General features: G+C 63.2%; 19 protein-coding genes and 2 pseudogenes. 11 read left to right on the top strand and 10 right to left on the bottom strand.

The window, feature by feature from the left end:
• Window positions 1–148 precede the first annotated feature (148 nt).
• The gene (locus BcanWU425_RS08190) at window positions 149–856 is read left to right on the top strand and encodes a hypothetical protein (RefSeq protein ID WP_204512275.1); all 708 of its coding nucleotides are present in this window, start codon (window positions 149–151) and stop codon (window positions 854–856) included.
• Window positions 857–1,763: 907 nt separating this feature from the next.
• Window positions 1,764–3,106, top strand: a pseudogene (locus BcanWU425_RS08185) (IS5 family transposase).
• Window positions 3,107–3,436: 330 nt separating this feature from the next.
• Here BcanWU425_RS08185 and BcanWU425_RS08180 read toward each other — a convergent pair.
• A pseudogene (locus tag BcanWU425_RS08180) lies at window positions 3,437–3,547 on the bottom strand (NYN domain-containing protein); the annotation flags it as partial.
• Between the two features lie 555 nt (window positions 3,548–4,102).
• Between BcanWU425_RS08180 and BcanWU425_RS08175 the strand changes: the two are divergent.
• Entirely contained in the window at window positions 4,103–4,414 is a 312-nt protein-coding gene (locus BcanWU425_RS08175; RefSeq protein WP_231190310.1) for a hypothetical protein, read from the top strand.
• On the opposite strand, the gene BcanWU425_RS08170 is transcribed toward BcanWU425_RS08175, so the two are convergent.
• The 5 genes from BcanWU425_RS08170 to BcanWU425_RS08150 form a co-directional block, all read right to left on the bottom strand.
• Complete coding sequence (locus BcanWU425_RS08170; protein ID WP_204512276.1) at window positions 4,411–5,742, bottom strand: tyrosine-type recombinase/integrase; 1,332 nt, start codon at window positions 5,740–5,742, stop codon at window positions 4,411–4,413. The genes BcanWU425_RS08175 and BcanWU425_RS08170 overlap by 4 nt on opposite strands.
• 579 nt (window positions 5,743–6,321) lie before the next feature.
• Window positions 6,322–6,999, bottom strand: coding sequence for a hypothetical protein (locus BcanWU425_RS08165; protein ID WP_026232578.1), 678 nt, complete (start codon window positions 6,997–6,999; stop codon window positions 6,322–6,324).
• Window positions 7,000–7,053: 54 nt separating this feature from the next.
• A complete protein-coding gene (gene greA, locus BcanWU425_RS08160; RefSeq protein WP_204512277.1) occupies window positions 7,054–7,536 on the bottom strand; it encodes a transcription elongation factor GreA in 483 nt (160 codons plus the stop codon).
• 91 nt (window positions 7,537–7,627) lie between these two features.
• A complete protein-coding gene (locus tag BcanWU425_RS08155) occupies window positions 7,628–8,143 on the bottom strand; it encodes a hypothetical protein (RefSeq protein WP_204512278.1) in 516 nt (171 codons plus the stop codon).
• Between the two features lie 149 nt (window positions 8,144–8,292).
• Window positions 8,293–8,631 carry a hypothetical protein gene (locus BcanWU425_RS08150; RefSeq protein ID WP_085349549.1) on the bottom strand — a complete coding sequence of 113 codons (339 nt, stop codon included), beginning with the start codon at window positions 8,629–8,631 and terminating at the stop codon, window positions 8,293–8,295.
• Window positions 8,632–8,885: 254 nt separating this feature from the next.
• Between BcanWU425_RS08150 and BcanWU425_RS08145 the strand changes: the two genes are divergently transcribed.
• The 4 genes from BcanWU425_RS08145 to BcanWU425_RS08130 all read left to right on the top strand — a co-directional run bounded on the left by BcanWU425_RS08145 (window position 8,886) and on the right by BcanWU425_RS08130 (window position 13,432).
• Window positions 8,886–9,119: a DUF3551 domain-containing protein gene (locus tag BcanWU425_RS08145; protein WP_007596464.1), complete on the top strand. Its 234-nt coding sequence runs from the start codon at window positions 8,886–8,888 to the stop codon at window positions 9,117–9,119.
• A 324-nt stretch (window positions 9,120–9,443) separates the two neighbouring features.
• The gene (locus BcanWU425_RS08140; protein ID WP_204512279.1) at window positions 9,444–10,979 is read left to right on the top strand and encodes a peroxidase family protein; all 1,536 of its coding nucleotides are present in this window, start codon (window positions 9,444–9,446) and stop codon (window positions 10,977–10,979) included.
• A gap of 262 nt (window positions 10,980–11,241) precedes the next feature.
• On the top strand, window positions 11,242–12,843 hold the full coding sequence (locus BcanWU425_RS08135; RefSeq protein ID WP_204512280.1) for a hypothetical protein: 1,602 nt from the start codon (window positions 11,242–11,244) through the stop codon (window positions 12,841–12,843).
• 151 nt (window positions 12,844–12,994) lie between these two features.
• Complete coding sequence (locus tag BcanWU425_RS08130) at window positions 12,995–13,432, top strand: hypothetical protein (protein WP_231190307.1); 438 nt, start codon at window positions 12,995–12,997, stop codon at window positions 13,430–13,432.
• Between the two features lie 44 nt (window positions 13,433–13,476).
• Here BcanWU425_RS08130 and BcanWU425_RS08125 read toward each other — a convergent pair whose 3' ends face one another.
• Together BcanWU425_RS08125 and BcanWU425_RS08120 are read right to left on the bottom strand one after the other, a co-directional pair.
• Window positions 13,477–13,995, bottom strand: a complete 519-nt coding sequence (locus BcanWU425_RS08125) for a hypothetical protein (protein ID WP_085349552.1) — start codon at window positions 13,993–13,995, stop codon at window positions 13,477–13,479.
• 36 nt (window positions 13,996–14,031) lie between these two features.
• Complete coding sequence (locus tag BcanWU425_RS08120; protein ID WP_085349553.1) at window positions 14,032–15,579, bottom strand: acetolactate synthase large subunit; 1,548 nt, start codon at window positions 15,577–15,579, stop codon at window positions 14,032–14,034.
• Between the two features lie 266 nt (window positions 15,580–15,845).
• On the opposite strand from BcanWU425_RS08120, the gene BcanWU425_RS08115 reads away from it, so the two are divergent.
• A complete protein-coding gene (locus BcanWU425_RS08115; protein WP_007596474.1) occupies window positions 15,846–16,424 on the top strand; it encodes a L,D-transpeptidase in 579 nt (192 codons plus the stop codon).
• A gap of 68 nt (window positions 16,425–16,492) precedes the next feature.
• Complete coding sequence (locus BcanWU425_RS08110) at window positions 16,493–17,308, top strand: DUF2927 domain-containing protein (RefSeq protein ID WP_018453696.1); 816 nt, start codon at window positions 16,493–16,495, stop codon at window positions 17,306–17,308.
• Between the two features lie 37 nt (window positions 17,309–17,345).
• Here BcanWU425_RS08110 and BcanWU425_RS08105 read toward each other — a convergent pair whose 3' ends face one another.
• Together BcanWU425_RS08105 and BcanWU425_RS08100 are read right to left on the bottom strand one after the other, a co-directional pair.
• On the bottom strand, window positions 17,346–18,152 hold the full coding sequence (locus tag BcanWU425_RS08105) for a class I SAM-dependent methyltransferase (RefSeq protein ID WP_204512281.1): 807 nt from the start codon (window positions 18,150–18,152) through the stop codon (window positions 17,346–17,348).
• Window positions 18,153–18,255: 103 nt separating this feature from the next.
• Complete coding sequence (locus BcanWU425_RS08100) at window positions 18,256–19,383, bottom strand: threonine synthase (RefSeq protein WP_204512282.1); 1,128 nt, start codon at window positions 19,381–19,383, stop codon at window positions 18,256–18,258.
• Window positions 19,384–19,771: 388 nt separating this feature from the next.
• On the opposite strand from BcanWU425_RS08100, the gene BcanWU425_RS08095 reads away from it, so the two are divergent.
• Entirely contained in the window at window positions 19,772–21,028 is a 1,257-nt protein-coding gene (locus BcanWU425_RS08095; RefSeq protein WP_085349556.1) for a GTP cyclohydrolase II, read from the top strand.
• Between the two features lie 7 nt (window positions 21,029–21,035).
• Window positions 21,036–22,274 carry a URC4/urg3 family protein gene (locus BcanWU425_RS08090; protein WP_204512283.1) on the top strand — a complete coding sequence of 413 codons (1,239 nt, stop codon included), beginning with the start codon at window positions 21,036–21,038 and terminating at the stop codon, window positions 22,272–22,274.
• Window positions 22,275–22,280 lie beyond the last annotated feature (6 nt).

The raw sequence follows: 22,280 nt of genomic DNA, 5'->3' as shown, positions 1-22,280 counted from the left end.
GGCGCCAGTCCCGGGGCCCGTCGCATCTCCACAAATACAGCGACAATCTCGCAATGAACCCACAGCGCTGCCCGATTTCAGCCGCATCACGGCCCATGTCCCGGCGAAGGGTCGTGCCCGGGTTGGAGGCGCAACACCGGAGTTTCCTATGTCCGGTCAACTGCGTATTTGCTTTGCCGGTTTCGTTCTTGCTGGCGGTCTTTGGACGACGCCTTCGTTATCCAATCCTCTTGCCGAGCTTCTCAATACTACTTCTCGCCAAGACGCCGCGACGTCTTCCGCGCAAGCGGAATGCTTGCCGCGGCCCGACAGGACGACCGCGGACGGGACGCATTGGGTCTATCGGTTCGACGGCCACCGTAAATGCTGGTTCCTGACGGAGGGTATCGCGAAGGTGAAGAAGACAGTTCGTCATCGCGGGGCCCAAGATCGCGCCGCGAATTTGGACGAGAACGGGACTGCGCGGCCCAGGCAGAGCGCGGTGGCTGATGCGCGCGCGGAGTTGCTGCGCTCCGCACCGGCCGAGCCTCCTGTACCCGAAATCAAGGTAGCTGATGCCGCTTCCGTACTCGACATGGGCATCATAATGAGTTCAGCGGCCCCCACCATTCTTCACAGCGGCCGGCTTACGCCTGAGCATTCCGTGCCGGACCAAGTCGACGTTGAGCAGCTCCTCGCGCCCGCGCTCGCCGGCTCACCTCCAGCTATGCCGATGGGCGCGCGCATTTCAGAGGCGCACGACGAGGCACACAGCTGGACGGCAACTTGGTTAGGTGTGCTGCTGATGACGCTTGGTGGCTTCTCGATCCTAAGCTCGAGCCGCACGCTTCGCCACGCGGTGAGATTACGCCAGTGAGCTGGCGCAATACGCGCGCGACGCCGCGCGATCGATGAATTCCAGGAGTTGGTATAGCCGAATTACCACACGTACAAAGTATCCGCGCGCCCGCACTTAGATTAGCACTGCCTTAGACGAACATTCGATTACGATGATGGTCCTCCTTTTGGATGGGGCCGCCATCATGCGGTACAAAGTTTTCGTGGTGGACAGCAGCCGGCGAGTGATCTGCGCCGCAAAGCTCGACTGCGTTGACGAGCAGGCGGCGAGACGTCGAGCCGAGCAAATGTGTGGCGAGCACGACGTTGAGCTTTGGGAAGGCGATCGATTTATTGCTGTGTTCCGAGGTGCAACGTCGGACGAAAACCGGGGTGGCCGCGCGATCCTGAATAGACGGCCGGTCTCGCGGCCGAGTTAGTTCGAACATTGTGAGACCCGCCGGGCCTGGCAGGTTGCCGACACGTCGCAGGGCCACACTTATCGCGGCTCGCCAACGCGTCTCAAAATATGATTTGAAAGAAGTCGATGAAAAGAGAAAGAACAAACAATCGCTAGCCCAAACTTCAGTGAACCAAAGCCGCAGCCGCCAGATGTTCCCAGTATTCTGCCTCTGCGAGCAGCTTCCAGCTTCTCTCAGGATCACGCACGGCGGCCTGTCGGCATAGCAGCGCCATCGCGCGAAAGCGGCGCATAGCTTCCATCGCAAAAACTCCCTGTTTCTGTTTCCCCAACCTTATTTTTTATTATCGCGGTGGAGTCATCATGATTAGTCGTCCGTGAAGAATTCCCAAGCCGTTGATTTAGAATCCGGAAACGTCATTTTGCCGGAACTGGATTTGCCGGAAAGCGGGCCTTTGGAGCGGGATTCCTTGCAAACTTGATTTGTGATTCACTTGCCCCAGAACCGGCATTGGCGAGGGATTCGATGCGGCCACGGGAGCGTAGCGAGACGGGGGAGCAGGATCTTTTTCGGTCCCGGCTCGATCAGATCATCGACATGAAGCATCCGCTGGTGACGTTGGGCCGCACGGTGGATTGGGGCTTTTTGGAAGGGCGGTTCGGCGAGGTTTACGACGATGACCCCGGCCGGCCGCCGCTGCCGACACGCTTGATGGCGGCGCTGGCGATCCTCAAGCACACCTACGACCTGTCCGACGAGGTGCTGTGCGAGCGGTGGGTCGAGAACCCCTATTACCAATACTTCTGCGGCGAGGAGTTCTTCCAGCACCGGCTGGTGTTCGACCGCTCGTCGCTGACGCGCTGGCGCAACCGCATGGGCGAGGAACGGCTGGCGGCGCTGATCCAGGAGAGCCTGTCGATTGCCGTCAAGACCAAGGCGATCAAGCCGTCCGAACTGTCGCGGGTGATCGTCGACACCACGGTTCAGCCCAAGAACGTGACGTTCCCCACCGACGCGAAGCTTCTGAACCGGGCGCGCGAGAAGCTGGTGCGGCTGGCGCAGCGCCATGGGGTGCCTTGCGCCAGTCCTTTGCGCGGGTGGGTAAGTTCGCCCTGATCCAGCACCAGCGCTATGCCCACGCCAAGCAGTTCAAGCGCGCCAGGCGGAAGCTCAAGACGCTGCGGACCTATCTGGGCCGCGTGATCCGCGATATCGGCCGCAAGATCGAGGGTAACGGCGGGCTCGAAGCGGCGTTCGCAAAGCTGCTATTGCTGGCGCGGCGCGTACGCGAGCAGCAGCAACGTCAACGTGGGCCGAAGGTCTATTCCCTTCACGCGCCGGAGGTCGAGTGCATCGGCAAGGGTAAGGCCCATCGGCCTTACGAGTTCGGCGTCAAAGTCTCCGTCGCCACCACGATCGGCCACGCCAAGGGCGGCCAGTTCGTCACCCATGTGAGGGCGCTGCCCGGCAATCCCTACGACGGTCACACGCTGGCCACCGTGATCCCGGACATGGAGGCGCTCATCGGCAACATCATCGCGCGCCTCCTCGCCGACAAGGGATATCGCGACCACAATGCGCCGCCCGAATACAAGTTCAGAGTCTTCCTCTCCGGCCAGAAGCGAGGAGTGACACCCAGGATCAAACGCGAATTGCGCCGCAGGGCCGCTGTCGAGCCCGTCATCGGCCATCTCAAAGCCGAGCACCGCATGGGCCGCAACTACCTCTGGTTCCGCCACGGCGACGCCGCAAACGCCGTCCTCGCCGCCGCCGGATACAACTTCCGCCGCCTCATCCGATGGCTCAGGCTTTTGCTGCGCCTGTTCCTGACCGCACTCTTCCCCGGCGCTCTGACCGTTCCAGCGTGAGATCGGCCTTCTTCACGGACGACTGATTACTGTGCACAACTAGATTTGTCGTTTAGCCGCAGCCAGTTAAGTTCCACCAGAGCGTCAAAGCGGAACTATTTTCGCTTTAGGCTTCACCTCAGTTTCGAATGCTACTCGCTAGGGCTTTGTTGCGCGTTAAAGCGCACCCGGCATCATCGCGCGCATGTCGATGAGCGCGCGGAATGCAACACGATCATGCGAAGCTCGCGAGCAAGCAGCGCAATGTCAGAATGCGAACCGACCGGCCGCGAGGACTATTCTCTATTTTGTCCGTTGCTGAAGACCGAACCATATTGGCGATCAGCCCGGCAGCACCATCTGGTCGATATGCCCGGCGAGCTCCATGGCGTCGACGGCAAGCTCGATATCCATGTTGCCCTTGACCTTGCGGCGGCCGCCGGGGTCGATGAACTCCTTGGTCGGTTGGTGACGACCGTGGGTCATCTAGTAGATCAAGCAGGGTGAAAAGGTTTGCATGCGGAATCATAAAGAGCATGCGGGCACAGAAAGAATAGCACGGCGCTTGCTTACCGGTCATCCTCTGATTTGTAGTCGAGAATATGTAGCTAAAATCTGAAATGAGTTGTGCTGGGTTGCGACCTGTCGTCTGAAACAGATTGAGCGCAGGGGCGTCCAGGGGGTCGAGACGGCGTTCCAGTCATCCGTGCCTTTCGCTAAGCCCGCTACCGTGGTTCTGTACGAAGTCCCGCGGGATGAAACGCGTGTGCTGCTCAAGGTAAGCTTGGTACATCTGCTCCTCGCGTTCTTAGTCGAGCAGCTGCACGAACCTACTATCCCGCCCCCCGGGCTTGGGCAAGGCTTTTGATTAACCGGGGAGCCCTCCGAAAACAGGCACGATTTGTCTTATTTGTACGCCACACTACCCAGCAGCCATACCTGCGCCATCGATTTCTATATTGCTGCTGACGTCTGCGATTTATTGCCTCAAACCGGATCAGGGTTGGGGGCGGAGGCATGAACGGTGAAAACGAAGAGCCTCCGACCGAGGCGGTAGGACCGCCAAATAGTGGTGAGATGCCGCCTGCCACAAAGCGGCGTCGCAGGAATCGTGGCGTGCCGCCGCCCGCGACGTTCGATATCGATGCGCTGCCGGCCAGCTCCAATTTAACGGCATTAGAGACGGCCGCCGTTATCCGGCGGACGCCTGGCGCATTGGAGCAGTGGCGGCGTGATCCGAACCACCCGCTGAAATGGCGCTACGTCGACGGCCGCCCGCTCTATCGTGTCGATGCGGTGCGTGACTATTTGGCCGGACAAAACCACTAAGCCGCTTCGGCTGCATAGTGTTCGCGAAGCCGGCCGAGCAGTTCGGCCTTGATTGGATCGAGCGGATTCGTTCGCTGCAGGCGCACGGCCCCTCCGACCCTGATCGCGCCAACCAATTCCGCGATGTAGTCATGAGCTGCTTCAAACGCCATCTTGCGAATGATCCACTGTTCGTCGTGATTGTAGACTTGATCGATTCCGCCAGGCTTTTGCCCGACACACAGTCGCTGGATCTCGTTATCGTAGCCGCAGCGTGACATGACAGTGCGGAGAGTGCGCCTCAAGTCATGCATGGTAAACTTGGCGACACCCGACTCCTTGACCAGCCGGTTGACCATCTTGGTGAAGCCCGACATCTGGCCGCCGGTCTTTGGTGACGGGAAGACATAGTCGGACGTGGCCCGTTGGAAATGCTTCGCAGCCGCAAGCACCTCGTCAACGAGGCGCGTGCGCGGCACATCGTGGTGCAGACCCATTTTTGTCCATGCCGCATCGAAGGTGATCCGGTCGTCCATGATGTGCTTCTGCCACTCGATGATAGTCGGCTCGCTCCGGCGCGCGCCGCCGAGCAAGCACATCCTTGTCAGTAGCCCAAAGGTGCCGAGCTTGCCGGACGCATGCCAAACCTTGATGATTTCTTCATCGCTCAGTGCGCGGCCCTTCGTTCGGCGTCCCACTCTTTGCGCACGAGTTTCCTTGGGCTCGCGATAGCCAGCTAGCACATTGTGGTCGACATAGCCCTCGCCGACGCACCATTCGAGGAACGTGTGGGTGTGCTTGCGCAGGTCCTTGGCCGCGCCGCGCTTGCCGGCCTTGGCGACGCGGTCGACTGCCGCCATGATTTGCCGCCGCTTCAAGTCGCCCACGCCGATTTCGGCCTGCTGCTTGAGCCCGCGCCGCAATGCCGACATGGCTGGCTTCCAGTTGACGACCTGACGTCCGGTCAAGGACGTCTGGTAGGGACCATCTTCGGCGATGAGGTCCGCCAGGATGGTGCGTTGCTTCTCGGCTGCCTGTTGCCGCCTCGCCTCCCGTTTCGCATCGTTGGGGTCCGTGCCCTTGACCACCTCCCCGGCGGCGATGGTGGCAGCCTTGCGCGCGGCCTTCTCATTGTACTTGGGCCACGGGCCGAGGGTCTTCCGCTGGGTCCCTCTCACCCCCGGCTTGGTGAAGAGGTAGACCCAGGTTCGGCCGCCGGTGGCGCGCATGCGCAGAGCGAGGCCGGGCAGCTTGTCGTCGTGGAGATAATGCTGGGTCTTGCCGAGCGGCAGCGTGGCGTTGCGGATCACCGCATCGGTGAGTGTTAGCTGGTTGGTCGGCTCTGGCATGACTCTTTCCCCACCTTTTGTGCCCCGGCGTGCCCCGCGAGGGGAAAATCGCGCCCTATCAGAACCGGCCCTCCAAGCACCACTGTGTGCCCCAAAAAGGAACGACCGAGAGACCGTAGCTCGGACCCTCCCTCATCTTTGTGCCCCAAGGGAAAAATCTGAGGGGGCACAACAGGGGCACACAAAATGCAGTATGGCCGCTTATGGCTCACTGGGGCTTAAACAGCCATAAGGCACTGTAAGAAAATGCATTATTTCGACAGAACTATGGCTACGTGGGGCCCGCTTGGATCTACAGATTGTGGTTCACACGGGAGAGGTCCAAGGTTCGATCCCTTGTGCGCCCACCATTCACCTTCCTGAACCATAATTTGTTGCGGACGATAACCGACGCTCGGCGGCTGTCTTCACCCGTCCAAATCAAAAACAGCGAAAACAACCCCATGCACAGTAGCCGACCTCAGTCGGATCAATGAGTTACAGGATTGCGACTTTTCCGAAATATAATTTGACTCGTCGGGCAAAACACCGGCATGATGGCATCATCGCGGGGGACCTGAAGCGCGATCGCATCAAGCTTCACGCAACCCGCGCCGGTCGCCAGGCTGCGTACAAACCGACCAGGGTGCCGATAGTAACCAGCGCTGCGGCCAGCAGCAGCTGCAATTCTCCATCGTCCGTGGTGCCTACGGACGACACAAGTCTGGTCACCACGACGAACAGAATGCCCACAGAGGCTGCTGCGCCCACGCCGAGATAGGCGAGCTCGCGCGTCAGGTTGCGGCCGAGGAGTCCGAGTGCCGTGAAATACATCGCGCAGGCGTTGGGATGAACGAACAGCGCAATTCGCGCGTAAGGACCGTAGGCGTCGAGGAGGGACTCACACCGGTTCAGTGCCGCCTTTGAGGCAATCCGCTGCAACAGCGGTCTGAAAAAACGAGCCTGTCCGTAGCTCAGAACGGCGCCCAGGATGATGGCCAACCACGCCACGATGAAAACGGAGACGTCCGCGGGCTTTGGATTGAGCGCCACGGACATCAGGATGAGAGCGGTTCCGGGGAAATAGCCAAAATACGGGAAGACCGCCTCCAGCAGCACGCAGACGAATATGAAGGCCGGAAACCACGCCGAGCCGGTCGCATCCTGGACGATGGCGTTCAGGTCGAAGAGATTTGTCCTGTACAGGACGAGGTACATGCACATGGCCAACCCAGCCAGCGCGTAAAACGGCAATGCTCCCGACAGAAACCGCCTCATCCAGCTATCGCGCCTTGTTGCGCGGACACAGCGGAAACCATCGATAAACGCCCCCTACTCAATCGACAAAATCTCGATCTCCTGCGCACCCGATCCCACGACATCCCCGACCGCCTTCCCCATCAACGACTTCGCCACCGGTGCCACAAATGAGATCGTGCCGGCCTTGGGATCGGCTTCGTCCTCGCCGACGATGCGATAGGTTTGCACGCGGCCATCGGCGCGGCTGAACGTCACCGTGCTGCCGAAGGCGACGACATCGGTCGAGGCCGGGGCGGGAATGACCTGCGCCGTGCGCAGCCGTTCGGTGAGATAGCGGGCGTCACGCAAGGGCACCGCCGACTGCCGGCGCTTTTCGTTGACGTCCTCGATGGCTTGCGCGGCTTCATAGGCCTCGCGCGCGTCCTGAAGCTGCTTTTGCAACGCCTGCAAGCCTGCTTCCGTCACGAGATTTGGATGCGGCGAGATCGGCCGATCCGGCAACAGCGTCTCGGCGGCGGTTTCCGCGCTCTCTTCCTTGGTAAAGGCAACGCTCAAGTCGAAAATCCTGTCGAACTGTTCGGGCTCACGGCCCGCGCCTTCGCGCCGCAAGCAATCGCGGCGGGCAGAAGCTGGCGATCATCCCGGATCATATCTCAAGTACGACGAAACGGCGCAGCTTGAAAACGATGTCCGGCATGGCCTGCCGGAACCGCGTGGCATCCCGGAACGTGGTCGAGAACGGCGCGAAGGTGATCATCGCGTTCCAGTGCCTGTAGCCGTAGACCGTGACGGAGGCGCCGGTCGCCGGAAAATTCTCGAGCTTGCGCAGCTCACCCAGGACGAGATCGGCGATCGCTTCAGCAGGCAGCAACTGCTTGCCATCAGGTGTCGTGGCGATCTTCGCTGGCGGCTCGACTGACTTCGCGGGGGCCAGCGCCGCATCGAGCGCGTTCTCGGAATTTGTTTCGGGCTTGTCCTCGAGGTTGGCCGCCGGCGTATCGGCGGCGGGCAGCTCGACCAGCTCAAATCCGTTCGTCGGCGCGGTCGGCGGCAGAACCTCGATGACCGGCGGCGGCGCAACACTGTCTGCGGCGCGCCTGTTGCCTCCCAGGATGCTGCTGATCATCGCCACGAGGCCAGCATCCTTCACGTCGTCACTCATTACTCCCCCCAGGCTTCGACCTACTCTAGCACCGCTCGCGCGGACCGCCACTGGGGATGTATGGCCGGATTCCGTCCGGCCAAGGTCCTATTTCACGCGATGGCATTGGCGGCGCGATGCCCGATCACGCCGCGCTGCCGTGCGATCCGTCACTGCTTATCGAACGGAATGTATTGTTGGTATTGCTTCGGCACCGAGCTGCGGTAGCGCGCGGGCACCGTGCCGCTGTCGACCGAGTGATCGATCTCCTGCTGCCGCGTCATCTTCTTCTTCGCCGGCTTCTTCGACGCACTCTTTTTGGAGTCGGTCGGCTGGCTGGAGGTGTCGCTGGTTGCGCCCGGCGCGGTCGTCGTCGTTGCCGGCGCGGCGGTTGTCGTCGCAGACGCCGCGGTTCCGGCGGCGGCTGGTGCGCCCTGCGCCAACGCGAGCGGTGCCTGCATGAGAAGCGCCAGCGCTGCTGTCGCAGCCAGCAAGTATGATTTCTGCATTAGAACCTCCAAAATACCTGATCCGAATAAGGCAAGCGTATTTCTGCGGGATCGACGCGTGCAAGTCCGTTCACGATAGGCTCGAACCCCATGGTGAACTGTGGCCGAGATCACATTGCCGGCAGCAGGCTGCGTCATGATGTGCCTTGTCGCGAACGCAAAGCATTCTGGCGACACCAATACAGGCATGACTGCGCAACAGACGAGCCAGGCTCGCTGGCATTCCCACCCACTCGCTCTCGAAGGAGACTGACATGCGTCGCACCATCCTCACTCTCGCATCGCTCGCGGCCCTGCTCGCCGTAGCATCCCCGGCAGCCCAGGCACATCCTGCGAACGATCGATATTGCATCCAGGGCCGCTCGTGGGGTTACCCCGGCAATTGCCAGTTCGCCAGCTATCAGCAGTGCCTCGCTACCGCCTCCGGCACGTCGTCCTATTGCGGCATCAACCCGCGCTACGCGTTCTCGCAGCAGCGCGACTACTGACGAATTGGCGGCGTGCGCGTATGACGCGCGCGCCGCCACAATTTTTGCGTGAAGACGACCCGCTCCGCCGACGTGCCGGCGAATTGAAACTGTGCGAAGCCGCTTGCGTCCGTCGATGACGAGAATGTTATCCGTCATCAGCACCGAGAAATTCACGATGCGCAGCCGTGGCTTGCGGGCCAAGGCGCACCTTCCGAAAATTTCGATACCGGGCAATTGTGATCCATCTCGCTCGTGGCAGGCGTGATCGCGCCTAGGCTGCAAACTCCAGCGCGAGAAACCTTAGCCCGATCTTTCCATTCGACTTTTCAGGAAGGTGTTTCAATGAGCAGCCGCCACGCAATTGTTCCGCGCGGTCTGAACGCAACGCGTTCGCCGCTTTCGCAAGGCCGCTTCGGCCGCATGTTCCGCAAGCTCGCACCGGCCAAATTCGGCCCGAACGATTCCGACGCTGTCGCAAACCTGTCGGCGCTCGCCGACAAGATGGTCGCCGGCTTCGACGGGCCGAAGGACGGGCCGGATGCGGAAGAGAGCGGCATTCCCTCGCTCTACACTTATTTTGGCCAGTTCATCGACCACGACATCACCTTCGATCCGGTCAGCTCGCTGACCAAGCAGCAGGACCCCGACGGGCTCGTCGACTTCCGCACGCCGTCACTCGACATGGACAATGTCTACGGCCGCGGCCCGAACGACCAGCCCTACATGTATGACGACATCAAGTTCCGGCTCGGCGAGAAGGTCACCGGGGCGGGCGTGCCCGATGCAGTCGATCTGCCGCGCTTCAAGGGCCGCGCGCTGATCGGCGATCCCCGCAACGACGAGAACAGCATTGTCTCGCAGTTTCAAGCCTTGATGCTGCGCTTTCACAACCGCATGGTCGACGACAATGACAGCCTGTCGTTCGAAGAGGTGCAGCAGCGCGTTCGATTCCACTATCAGTACGTGGTGCTGAACGACTTCCTGCCGCGCATCGTCCACGCCAGCGTGCTGGACCAGCTGAAGACCGCGGGTCGCTACGACCGCGGCAAGCTCGCTTACTACCATTGGAAGACCTATCCGTTCATGCCGGTCGAGTTCTCGGTCGCGGCCTACCGGCTCGGGCACTCCATGATCCGCCCCGGCTACCGGCTGAACGACGCGGCCAACATGCTGCTGCAGATCTTTCCCGATCCCAACAATCCCGACCACAACGCACTGACCGGCTTCCGAGCGATGGGACCAGGACGCGCCATGGATTGGGGCCGCTTCATCGATCTCGACACGCGCCCCTATGGCGTCGAGGACGACGACGCCAATCCCGACAACAAGAGGCGGCTGCAGTTTGCCTATCGCATCGATGCCTCGCTTGTGGACCCGCTGCGCAAGCTGCCGCCGGAAGTCGCCTCCAATCCGGCGTCGCTAGCGCTGCGCAATCTCGAGCGCAGCTGGCGGCTTGGGCTGCCGTCCGGCCAGGCCGTCGCCAAGGCGATGAAGCTGACACCGCTGACCGACGACGAGATCATCATCGGCAAGGCGGTCGACGAGCCGGGACCGGGCGATCCGCAAGTCAAGATCGCGAGCATCGCGAACGGCGTGTTCGCCGACAACTGCCCACTGTGGGCCTACATCCTCGCCGAGGCGCGGCAAAACGCGACCGACATGCAGATCTCCGCCACCGGCGGGCCCGCCACGGTCAAGACACCGCAACTCGGACCGGTCGGCGGTCGCATCGTCGCAGAAGTCTTCCTCGGCATGATGTTCGGAGATAATTCCTCCGTGCTGTCGCTCGACCCGCAATGGACGCCGGTGACCGGCTCCAGCTTCGCGCTGAAGGACCTCGTCGCCTACGCGCTCGGCCAGGGCGATCCGCTGCATTGAGGGGATGACGGTCGATGATGCAAGGCCGCTCGTCGTGCGAGCGGCCTTGTGACCCACTCGCCTCGACGCGCGGGCGGATGGATCCTGGCAGGCGTGCTTCCCTAACGCAAATCCGTCCGCTTCCTGTTGACTCGCATCGCGAATGGAGAAATCCTTCAACAACGCAATTGCCATTGCCGATCTCAGCAGTACGAACTTCGGCGCCCTCGGTTTTATCGGCGCCATCTGACCAGATTTATTCTGAACAGAAACGGAGGGGCCGATGCGCGCGCTCGCCTTGAGAACCATCTCTCTTCTCGCCCTCGCTACCTTAGGCTCGATTTCCGGCACGCCCGCCGCACGCGCGGAAGACGGGGCCGATGAGCAATTTGGCAAGGTGCACTTCCAGACTTCCTGCAACGAGGTGGCGCAGCGCCGCTTTGATCGCGGGATGCGTTATCAGCACTCGTTCTGGTACCGGCCCGCAAAGGAAATTTTCGAGGAGACGCTGCAGGCCGATCCGGAATGCGCGATCGCCTATTGGGGCATTGCGCTGAGCCTGCTGTACAATCCGCATTTTGCCGCGCCGAAGGAAAACCTCACCGGAGGGCTCGCCGCGCTGCAGAAGGCGAAGGCACTCGGCGCCAAGAGCGAACGCGAACGCGGCTATATCGATGCGCTGCTGGCCTTCTATTCGGGCGACGAAAAGACGACGTTTGGACAGCGTGCGCAGGCCTATCTCAGGGCAACCGAAGCCGTCGCCGCGCGCTATCCCGATGATGACGAGGCGCAGATCGCCTACGCCATTACGCTGAACGTCACGGCGTCACCAAACGACAAGTCCTATGCCAACCAGCTCAAGGGCGCCGCTATCCTGGAGCCGATCTTCAAGCGCCAGCCGCGGCATCCCGGCGTCGCACATTACCTGATCCATCTCTATGACTATCCGGCGATCGCAGAGCAAGGACTCGACGCTGCTAAGCGTTATTCCGAGATCGCGCCGGCGGCACCGCACGCCTTGCATATGCCGTCGCACATCTTCACGCGCGTCGGCTACTGGAACGAATCCATCGACGCCAATAGCCGTTCCGCGAAGGCTGCCAAGGAGGGCAAAGACCCCAGCGAGCAGCTGCATGCCGACGATTATATGGTCTACGCGCTGCTCCAGCTTGCGCAGGACAGCCGAGCCAGCGAGGTCATCGCGGACATGATTGCGACCACTGGCTATGTGCCGGCTGTCCGCGCCGGTCCCTACGCGATAGCGGCCAGCCAAGCGCGCTATATGGTCGAGCGCGGTGATTGGCAGGGCGCCGCCGCGCTGAAGGTCGAGCCGAGCCGGTTTGCCTATGTCGATGCGATCACCTATTTCGCCCGCGCCCTTGGCGCCGCGCGCTCCGGCAATGCAGACGCGGCAACGGCGGACATCGCCAAGCTGGCGGAGTTGCGGGACAAGCTGCAGCAGGACAAGGACGCCTATTGGGCCGAAATCGTGGACATTCAGCGGCAGGTCGCTACAGCCTGGCAGCTCAACGCCCTGGGGAAGCAGGCGGATGCGTTGGAAGCGATGCGCCTTGCCGCCGATGCCGAAGACAAGACCGAAAAATCCATCGTGACGCCGGGTCCACTTGCCCCCGCACGCGAGCTTTACGGGACCATGCTGCTCGAACGCGGCATGGCGACGGAGGCATTGGTCGCGTTCGAAAGCACGATGCGCAAGGAGCCGAACCGATTTGGCGCGACGATCGGCGCCGCTCACGCGGCCGAGAAAGCGGGGGATCCTGTGAAGGCCCGCCAGTACTACGCGAAAGTCGTCGAAACCGCGAGAAATGGCGACTCGTCGCGAGAGGACCTCGCGGCCGCACGAAAGTTGATGGCTCAGAATTAGCAAAGATGTCGCGGCAACTTCCATGCGCCTGACAAGCAAGCTCGTTGCAACCAGCGCAGCCATCGCACTGTTCTGCTCAGCCACAGCGCTCTGGATATTGCGATCCGGTGAACCGGCACGCGCAACAGCGACCTCCGGCGAGGTTCGCCCAGTGTGGACGGAAATCGACTGGCCTTTCGGTGCGGATCCCTGGGGGAAAGGAAAAGCGTTCCGCTGCAAGGCCGCGGATTGCGGCGGCGAAGTCCAGCTCTACGTTCGCGCCAAGCTCGGCTTTTGCAATTGCGCCACCGGCATTGCCGATGACGGCGACCTCGAGCAGATGGGCGACCTGGCGCTGATTGGGAAGGCAACGCCGACGGCCGCCGGCCGAGAGATCCTTGTCGGTCCAATGCGCGGCCGCAGCCGGGCATATCGCGTCGAGGGGAACGCCAAGGCCGCGCTCTCACTCGCCTTCAATCAACGCTGCGACATGGTGGCCGCGACGGCTTTGCTCGCACCGGGCGGCACAGCGTCGCTCGAGCCGGCGGTGCTGGCGTTCCTCAATAGCGACCGCATGCTGAAATGGGCCGAGATCGCGCTTGGGCTATGACTCAAGGGAATAGCTGAATTAAAGGCGACAATTCGGCACACGCCTTAACGCGCCATCCCGAGGCCGACCTCCTCCAGCCGCGTGGCGAACCAGCGCGACAGCGGCTGATCGAGGACGCCGCTGACATAGACTTCCGAGATCGTCACGTTGTCCTTGTCCAGCACCAGCAGCACGCCGATCCAAAAGGCGAACCAGACATGCGCATCGGTCAACGCCATCAGCTTGTGCTGGTCGTGGTCGAGCGCGGTGTGATTGCTGGCCTTGCGGATCTCCACGGTGAGCAAATTGTTCGGGATCTCGCGCTGATGCACCACGACGTCAGGGTAGATCGACTTGCCCAGATGATCGTCGGTCGAGATGATGGTGCCGTGCGGCAGATGCAGCGTACGCTCGCCTAGCCGGTCGTAGTTGCAATCGACCGACCAGCCGGAGAACTGCTTCTCCAGATGCACAGCGAAGCGGTGCGTGATGGCACGCTCGCCGATGTCCTTCTCGAACAGGAATGTTTCGTGTGCGTAGAAGTCCCGGAGTGCCGCGATCACCTTGTTCAGCTCGGTCTGCATCTTGCCCCCGGCCCTCGGCGCTCCTGATGCGGTGCCCTACATCTGGACTTCGATCAGCCGCGGTCCGGGCTCGGCGACGGCCTCGGCCAGCGCCTTGTTGAACTCGTCCGCGTTGGTGACGGCGCGGCCGGGCACGCCCATGCCCTTGGCCAGCGCCACGAAATCCAGCGTCGGCCGGTCGAGCCGCAGCATGTCGTTGGCGCGCTGGCCGGGCTCGCCGGCGCCGACATTGTCGAACTCGCCGCGCAGGATCTGGTAGATGCGATTGGCGAACACGATGGTGACGATATTGAGATTTTCTCTCGCCTGCGTCCACAGCGACTGGATCGTGTACATCGCGCTGCCGTCGCCGACCATGCAGATCACCTTGCGGTCCGGGCAGGCGATCGCGGCACCGATCGAGAGCGGCGTCGAGAAGCCGATCGAGCCGCCCATGTTCTGGAGCCAGTCGTGCGGAGCAGCCGCCGCTGTCGGCGGGAAGAAGGCGCGGCCGGTGGTGAGGGATTCGTCGACCAGGATCGCATTCTCCGGAATCGCATAGGCGATCGACTGGGCGATCGAGGCGTGGGTCAGTGCGCCGGTCGGCTTGAGCAGCTCAGCCGCGGCCTGCGGCTTGACGTCCTTCGCGCTGGCCTTCACCGCGCCGGCAAGGGCTTCGAGTGCAGCGACCGAATTCTCACCCCAGGAGGTCATGCGATGCACCTCGCAGCCCTCTGGCTTGAGGATGCTCGGCTTGTTCGGATAGGCAAAGAACGCCACGGGATCGTCGGACTCGACCAGCACGATATGGCGGAACCTGGCCAGCATCTGCAGCGCGTTGTCGATCACGTAATGGATGCGGTCGATCGAGAAGCGGCCGCGGCCGCGCGCCATCCTGGGACGGAAGGTCGGGCCCATCACGGTGCAACCGGTCTTGGCGGCGATGCGCTCGGCCAGCGCCAGGCCCTGCTCGCTCAGCGCACTGCCGGTCATCAGCAGCAGCGTGCCCTCGCCGTCGCCGTGCAGGATCTTTGCGGCCTGCTCGACCGCCTGCGGCGAATAGCTTGCGCGCTGCTGCTCGGCCGGAACCTCGGCGATGCCGTCCGCTTCGTTCCAGGCGGTGTCGGCGGGCAGGATCAGGGTCGCGATCTGCGGCGGCGCGCTCTTGGCGGCGGCGATCGCCGCGGCACCGTCGGCAGCGACCGATTTGGAGTCCGGCGAAGTGCGGACCCAGGACGACATCGGCCGGGCCAGGCCCTCGATGTCGGAGGTCAGCGGCGCGTTGTAGTCGATGTGGTAGACGGCGTGCTGGCCGACGATGTTGACGATGCCGGAATTCGCCTTCTTGGCGTTGTGCAGATTGGCAAGGCCGTTGGCGAGACCCGGACCGAGATGCAGCAACGTCGAGGCCGGCGTGCCCTTCATGCGGAAATAGCCGTCGGCGGCGCCGGTCACCACGCCTTCGAACAGGCCGAGCACGCAACGCATGCCGGGCACGCGGTCGAGCGCTGCGACAAAATGCATCTCGGAGGTGCCGGGGTTGGAGAAGCAGACGTCGACCCCGCCCTTGACCATCGTCCGCACCAGACTTTCCGCACCGTTCATCCGTCAGCTCCCGCAACCGGCAATGTTCCAACAATCCATCCGATCAATCATTGTTCGCTCGTCTCGTCAAAGCAATAGCCGGCGTCGCCGCCCTGCCCCGCGCGGCGATGCGCTGGTTTGGCTAATACTTTCCGGCAAATTGGCGCGGTTGCCGGTTTGGTAACTCCAACCGTTAAGGATGCCCCGTCTCACGAGGCCGTGGCTTGCGGAAAGCCCGCAAATATGGCCTGTAACTTCAGTTGAATCGATTTTTTGCTGGGGGAACAATGATCCGGTATTTTGCCGCGCCGATTGCCGCCATCGCACTGCTGTCGGCGACCGCCGGCGGCGCCTTCGCCGAGGAGTTCGACTCGCGCGACATCATGGGCGGCGGCCCGAATTTCTTCCGCGGCGGCTCGAGCCCAGTTCCCCGCACCACCGTCATGTATAACGGCAACTACGCCCCGGGCACGATCGTGGTGAACACCTCGGAGCGCCGGCTCTATCTGGTGCTCCAGAACGGCCAGGCCCTGCGCTACGGCATCGGTGTCGGCCGCGACGGCTTCCGCTGGGGCGGCGTGCACCGGATCACCGCCAAGAAGGAATGGCCGGACTGGACGCCGCCGTCACAGATGCTGGCGCGCCGGCCGGACCTGCCGCGTCACATGAAGGGCGGCGTCGAAAATCCGCTCGGTGCGCGCGCGATGTATCTGGGCTCGACACTCTATCGCATCCACGGCTCCAACGAGCCGGAGACGATCGGCCAGGCGGTGTCCTCGGGCTGCTTCCGCATGACCAATGACGACGTCACCGACCTCTACGGCCGCGTCGGGGTCGGCACCACGGTGGTTGTGCTGAACAACTAGCAAGAATCGGCGCCGCGTGGATATGCGGCCTTGTGCGTCGGTTCCGAATACGGCAGCGTCGCCTGGCAATGAGCGCATTGGCCCCGTCTCCGTCCGGCTTTCGCATCGTGCTGCTGGCGCTCGCCACCGTCGCGTTCGCGCCTGACACCGCTACCATCGCCGTCGCGGGCGAATTGCCCGCGATCGCTTCGCGCCAGCGCGCCGAGAAGAAGAGCTTTACCGACGGCGAGATCGTCGACGGCTTTCTGAAGACGGCGTTCGGCGCCGAATACCACCTTGCCGGCCGTGTCGATCGCATCCGCAAGTTCGACGGACCGGTGCGCGTGTTCGCCGAGAGCGATCGCGCCGACCGCAAGGCGCAGCTCGCGAAAGTCGTAGCCGACATCGGCAAGCGCGTGCAGCATCTCGACATCGCCATGATCGACTCCAGCGAAGCGGCGAATGTGCGCGTGAAGCTCGTGCGCGACCGCGATCTGTTCCGCACCATCTCGAGCTTCTACGGTGCGGAGAAGGCCCGCGAGATCCGCACCTCGCTCGATCCGCAATGCCTGTCCGGCTTCCGCAAGAACGACAATTTCGAGATCGAGCATTCCGACGTCATCCTCACCGTCGACAACGGCGATTTCACCTTCCTCGACTGCGCCTATGAGGAGCTGCTGCAATCGCTCGGCCCGATCAACGACACCGCCAGCGTGCCCTGGACCATGTTCAACGACAACGTCTCGATGGGCTATTTCGACGTCTATGACCAGTACATCCTCAACCTGCTCTACGATCCCCGCATCAAGGCCGGCATGACCGTGGCTGAGGTCAAGGCGGCGCTGCCCGACGTGCTCACCGATGTACGCATTTGGGTGAGGCGCGTGAACGATCTGAAGGAGTGAGATCGCAAGGGGAGAAGGAAAGCACCGTGGCGCGGCTTTACGCCTTCTTCGCCTTCGACATCAAAAATTGCTGGCGCATCACGTTGTTGCTTCCGTCGTAATATTCGGAGATCAGCGCCTCGAACTCGCTGCGAAAACTCCGCAATCTGTCCGGTTCGTCCTTGTACTGGGCGACGAGCTTGATCAAAGGGCCGATCGTCGTTTCCATGGTGCGGCGGAAATGCTGCGGGCTGAGTGCGGACGGCGTCATGATGTCCATCTCGAAGGCGATATCCTTCACTTTCCCCGCGAGACGTTCGGCGACGATCTTGGGATCGCCCCACGACACCGGTGATGCCACGCCTTCGGGCGGCGGCAGATGGCGGCCGATCAGCGCGAACATCCGGCCGACATAGAGATGCGGCGGCCAGGTGGAGAAGGCGATGGTGCCGCCGGGCTTCAGCACGCGCAGCATCTCGCCGATGGCGACCTCGGGGCGCGGCGCGAACATGTGGCCGAACTGGCTGAGCACCACGTCGAACTCGTTGTCGCCATAGGGCAGGCTTTCGGCGTCGCCTTCGGCGAAGTCGACATCGAGATTCGCCAGTTGCGCGTGCTCGCGGGCGCGCTCGATCAGGACCGGCGACAGGTCGAGACCCCTGACCTTCGCACCGCGGCGCGCCGCCGTGATCGCAGCAACGCCGGTGCCGCATCCGACATCGAGCAGCATTTGGCCGGTCGCGACCCCGGCGAAGCTCACGAGCTTGGCGGCCGAGGGCGTCGTGAACACTTCCATCGGCGTGAACAGCGACCAGGCTTCCTTCTGGACTGCCTTGAAACCAGCAAACGGGTCTTGGTCGGCCATGGAACTCTCCCTTCGCTCAATGTCAGTTTTTCATGAGGCTGACGACGGATGCCAAAGGTTCAACGCAAGCCCATGACGGCGACGGCTTCGCCTCCTCGCGGTCCTATTGCACGAGATCGGCAACGATGGTCGCGGCCTTGAGGCCGGTGCCGGTGAGGACCGCAACCGTGGTCTCGGTCGCCTTGATGCTACCGGTGGCGGATAGTTTGTCCAGCGTGGCGGCAGCACTTGCGCTGGTCGGCTCGGCGAACAGGCCCTGAAGCGCAAGACGCCGCAGCGCGGCGACGATCTCGTCCTCGGTGAGCGCGACAGTGCCGCCACCGCTCTCGCTTAACGCGCCGATGATCTCGCGCAGGCGCAGCGGATGCTTGATCGCGGTGCCTTCGGCGATGGTCTTGTTCACCTCACGCGCGACAGGGGTGTCGACGCCGGCCTTGAAGCTTGCATCGATCGGCGAGCAGTTGAGCGGCTGCGCCGCGAACAGCCGCGGCAGCTTGGTGATCTGGCCGGCTTTCAACAGCTCACGGAAACCAAAGGCGCAACCCAAAAGGCTGCTGCCGGCGCCGACGGGAACCATGACGTTGTCGGGGGCGCGGAAGCCGAGGTCCTCCCATATCTCATAGGCGAGCGACTTGGTGCCTTCGAGGAAGAACGGTTGCCAATTGTGGCTGGCATAGAAGGTCTGGCTCGACTGCCGGATCGCCTCGGCCTCCGATTCCTCGCGCGGCCCCTCAACCAACTGCACCGTGGCACCATAGGCGCGGACCTGTGCGATCTTGGCCGGTGACGTCGATGCAGGCGCGAGAATCTTCACGCGCATGCCGCCGGCGGCGCCGAGACCCGCCATCGACGAGCCGCCATTGCCGGACGAGTCCTCCAGAATGGCGTCGACGCCGATCTGCCGCAGGAACGACAGCATCACGGCGGAGCCCCGGTCCTTGAAGCTGCCGGTCGGGTTGAACCATTCGAGCTTGAAGAACGGGCGCAGCTCGCCCCAGGCCTGCTGCACCAGCGGCGTGCAGCCTTCGCCGAGCGTGATGGGAGTCTTGATCTCGACCGGCAGCGCCGCCCGGTAGCGCCAGAGCGAACGCGTGCGCGGCTCGATCTCCTCCCGCGACATCCCTGCCCCGGGCGTCACCAGCAGCGGCGTGCGCTCGTCCGAGCACCAGCGCGGCTGGTCCAGCGGATAGAGCTTACCGTTGCGGGGGTCGATGTAGGCGGGGGCGGGCATGGCGGTCTCCAAGGAAGGCGATGCGGCAAAGGCGATCTGTACGTTTTGGTTTGATGACACGTTTTGTCCGGAAACTCGACGCCCGGCACGCCAACCGTGTGGCGCCTCTTGAAAACGTGAAAACCATAATTACTTCATCATCTTACTGCGATGGCGGAGAGCTCCGCCAGTGCGGTAGCGTGGCACTCGGGCAAGCGCTGCCGGGTCGCACGATGACGGGAATTTGGCATCGAGCCGCCCTGCCCCGCGCAGCACGATTAACTTGTCTGTCGCGACTGCCCGCTACAATATGTTGGATTGAGCTCGCGCCGCCGATGTTCCGCATCGGCAGCGCGACGAGCCAAGGCCCGTCCGAGCGGCGGGCCGTTGGCTTTTTAGGAGTTTGGTCATGAGCCGCGCGAACCGTACCGACCACATCCGCCTCACCTCCCATCCGGAGCCGGGCAGGACAGCCGCCTTCCCGATCCACTGGGGCGCCGCCGACGCACGCGCCCGCGGACCGATCATCGGCACGGTGTCGCGCGCGGGGGATCGCAACGTGATCGGCAGCCATGGCGGCTCCTATGCGATGTACCGCGCGCTCGCGGTGTCCGCCGGCGCGCTCGATCCGATCCGACGTCCCGACCTCACCAACACCTTTCCGGCCGCCACCATCGGGCCGTTCCCGCAATGGAGCGATCCCGCCAAGATCGTCGCACTCGATCCCTGGGGGCATCTCGTCGCCGAGAATTTCGGCAAGGACATCGCCGAGGGCATCGACATCAGGCCGAGCATCGCGGTGACGCGCGCGCGGCTCGACCTGCCGGAGATCCGCGAGGCGCTCGCCGCCAAGCGCCTGCGCGCCGACGGCGACGTCGTGCACGCCAATGGCAGCGTGTCGGTGGTGAAGATCGCGATCGATCCGGTCTGGTATCTGCCGGGCCTTGCGGAGCGCTTTGCGACCAACGAGACCGAGCTGCGGCGCACGCTGTTCGAGCAGACCGCCGGTATGTTCCCCGAGCTGGTGACCCGGCCGGACATGAAGGTGTTTCTGCCGCCGATCGGCGGCACCACAGTCTACATGTTCGGCGACGTCAGCAAGCTGCCGGACCATCGCACCAAGATCACCTGCCGCGTGCATGACGAGTGCAACGGCTCCGACGTGTTCGGCTCCGACATCTGCACCTGCCGGCCCTACCTCATTCACGGCATCGAGGAATCCGCGCGCGGCGCGCAGGAGGGCGGACTCGGGCTCGTGATCTACAACCGCAAGGAAGGCCGCGCGCTCGGCGAGGTCACGAAGTTCCTGGTCTACAATGCGCGCAAGCGCCAGGAGGACGGCGACGCGGCCGCCGCCTACTTCGAGCGCACCGAATGCGTCGCCGGCGTCCAGGACGCGCGCTTCCAGCAATTGATGCCCGACACCATCCACTGGCTGGGCCTGAAGCGCATCGACCGCTTCCTGTCGATGAGCGACATGAAGCACGACGCTTTGACCTCGCAGGGCATCGACATCGTCGAGCGCGTGCCGATCCCGCCCGAGCTCATTCCCGCCGACGCCTATGTCGAGATCGCCGCGAAGAAGGCCGCCGGCTATTACTCCACCGACATCGCGCCGGAGAAGGACGTCGACGGCGTGGTCGGGCGTTCGCTGGAAAAATACTGATCGATTGATGGCAGACGCTTTGGAATTGCAGGCCCGTTCGCTGCTCAGCGCAGCAGCGGTTCGCGCGCGTGCCGGCGAGATGTTTGGGATCGGCCTGAACGGCGGGCTGACGCATTTCACCATCGATCTCGATCGCATGGATGGCGTTGCCGACGCCGTTCTCGCCGTGACGCGCGAGGCCTATCCGACGCTGGAGATTCCGTTCCATGCGCGCTGGCGGCATTTCGTGCTCGGCGGCATCGATCGCTGGGCGCGGCTTGCGGATTCGGCGTCGTGGCCCGATCGCGCGGCGCGGGCCCGCGCGGAGTTCGACCTTGCCATCGTCAGCGTGCTGCTCGATGCCGGCGCGGGGGCGGCGTGGCGATACCGGGACGCCGTGACGGGACAAAGCGTCGGCCGATCCGAGGGGCTTGCGATTGCGAGCCTCGACATGTTCGCGAGCGGTCTTTTTTCCCACGATCCCCGCGCGCCCTTCAGGACCGATGCCGACGTGCTCGCGCAACTGCCACTCGCCGCGCTCACTTCGGCCTTTCAGGTGAGCGATGCCAATCCGCTGCTCGGGCTCGAGGGGCGGACCGATCTGCTGCGCCGCTTGGGCAAGCTGGTGGCGGAGCGGGCGGACGTGTTCGGCGCGCACGACACGCCGCGGCCGGGCGGTCTGTTCGATCACATCGCGGCGCAGGCGAAGGGCGGCGCGGTTCCCGCGCCCGCCATCCTGACCGCCGTGCTGAACCAGCTCGGACCGATCTGGCCGTCTCGGTTGGAGCTTGCCGGAATTCCGCTCGGTGATTGCTGGCACCACCCGGCGATCAAGGCGAACGACTCAACGGAAAGTCTCGTGCCCCTGCACAAGCTGTCGCAATGGCTGAGCTATTCGTTGATCGAGCCGCTGCAGCGCGCCGGCTTCGACGTCACCGACATCGACGGCCTGACCGGGCTTGCCGAATATCGCAATGGCGGGCTGTTCGTCGATCACGAGGTGCTGCGCCTGCGCGACGCCGCCGATGCCGAGCGCGCGCATGCGGTGGATTCCCTGCTCGTCGTCGAGTGGCGCGCGCTGACCGTGGCGCTGCTGGACCGGCTGGCCGAACTGGTCTGCGCAAAACTCGGCCGCACCCCTGAATCATTGCCGCTCGCCAGCATTCTGGAAGGCGGCACCTGGGCCGCGGGCCGCGCTATCGCCTTCGCGCGCCGCCCCGATGGTTCGCCGCCGCTCAAGGTGATCAGCGACGGTACGGTGTTCTAGTCTCTC

This window comes from Bradyrhizobium sp. WU425, from assembly GCF_021052305.1.
GTDB classification, from domain to species: domain Bacteria; phylum Pseudomonadota; class Alphaproteobacteria; order Rhizobiales; family Xanthobacteraceae; genus Bradyrhizobium; species Bradyrhizobium canariense_D.
The sequence above is the reverse complement of the archived record's forward strand: the minus strand, read 5'-3'. Positions and strand labels throughout refer to the sequence as shown.

What these genes read in the sequence shown, in the direction of transcription:
- BcanWU425_RS08135 (WP_204512280.1), top strand. Translation starts at nt 11,242, where the DNA reads ATGCGCGCGCTCGCCTTGAGAACCATCTCTCTTCTCGCCCTCGCTACC.
- BcanWU425_RS08190 (WP_204512275.1), top strand. Translation starts at nt 149, where the DNA reads ATGTCCGGTCAACTGCGTATTTGCTTTGCCGGTTTCGTTCTTGCTGGC.
- BcanWU425_RS08155 (WP_204512278.1), bottom strand. Translation starts at nt 8,143, where the DNA reads ATGAGTGACGACGTGAAGGATGCTGGCCTCGTGGCGATGATCAGCAGC.
- BcanWU425_RS08175 (WP_231190310.1), top strand. Translation starts at nt 4,103, where the DNA reads ATGAACGGTGAAAACGAAGAGCCTCCGACCGAGGCGGTAGGACCGCCA.
- BcanWU425_RS08120 (WP_085349553.1), bottom strand. Translation starts at nt 15,579, where the DNA reads ATGAACGGTGCGGAAAGTCTGGTGCGGACGATGGTCAAGGGCGGGGTC.
- BcanWU425_RS08145 (WP_007596464.1), top strand. Translation starts at nt 8,886, where the DNA reads ATGCGTCGCACCATCCTCACTCTCGCATCGCTCGCGGCCCTGCTCGCC.
- BcanWU425_RS08150 (WP_085349549.1), bottom strand. Translation starts at nt 8,631, where the DNA reads ATGCAGAAATCATACTTGCTGGCTGCGACAGCAGCGCTGGCGCTTCTC.
- BcanWU425_RS08125 (WP_085349552.1), bottom strand. Translation starts at nt 13,995, where the DNA reads ATGCAGACCGAGCTGAACAAGGTGATCGCGGCACTCCGGGACTTCTAC.
- BcanWU425_RS08100 (WP_204512282.1), bottom strand. Translation starts at nt 19,383, where the DNA reads ATGCCCGCCCCCGCCTACATCGACCCCCGCAACGGTAAGCTCTATCCG.
- BcanWU425_RS08170 (WP_204512276.1), bottom strand. Translation starts at nt 5,742, where the DNA reads ATGCCAGAGCCGACCAACCAGCTAACACTCACCGATGCGGTGATCCGC.
- BcanWU425_RS08115 (WP_007596474.1), top strand. Translation starts at nt 15,846, where the DNA reads ATGATCCGGTATTTTGCCGCGCCGATTGCCGCCATCGCACTGCTGTCG.
- BcanWU425_RS08095 (WP_085349556.1), top strand. Translation starts at nt 19,772, where the DNA reads ATGAGCCGCGCGAACCGTACCGACCACATCCGCCTCACCTCCCATCCG.
- BcanWU425_RS08110 (WP_018453696.1), top strand. Translation starts at nt 16,493, where the DNA reads ATGAGCGCATTGGCCCCGTCTCCGTCCGGCTTTCGCATCGTGCTGCTG.
- BcanWU425_RS08105 (WP_204512281.1), bottom strand. Translation starts at nt 18,152, where the DNA reads ATGGCCGACCAAGACCCGTTTGCTGGTTTCAAGGCAGTCCAGAAGGAA.
- BcanWU425_RS08090 (WP_204512283.1), top strand. Translation starts at nt 21,036, where the DNA reads ATGGCAGACGCTTTGGAATTGCAGGCCCGTTCGCTGCTCAGCGCAGCA.
- BcanWU425_RS08140 (WP_204512279.1), top strand. Translation starts at nt 9,444, where the DNA reads ATGAGCAGCCGCCACGCAATTGTTCCGCGCGGTCTGAACGCAACGCGT.
- BcanWU425_RS08165 (WP_026232578.1), bottom strand. Translation starts at nt 6,999, where the DNA reads ATGAGGCGGTTTCTGTCGGGAGCATTGCCGTTTTACGCGCTGGCTGGG.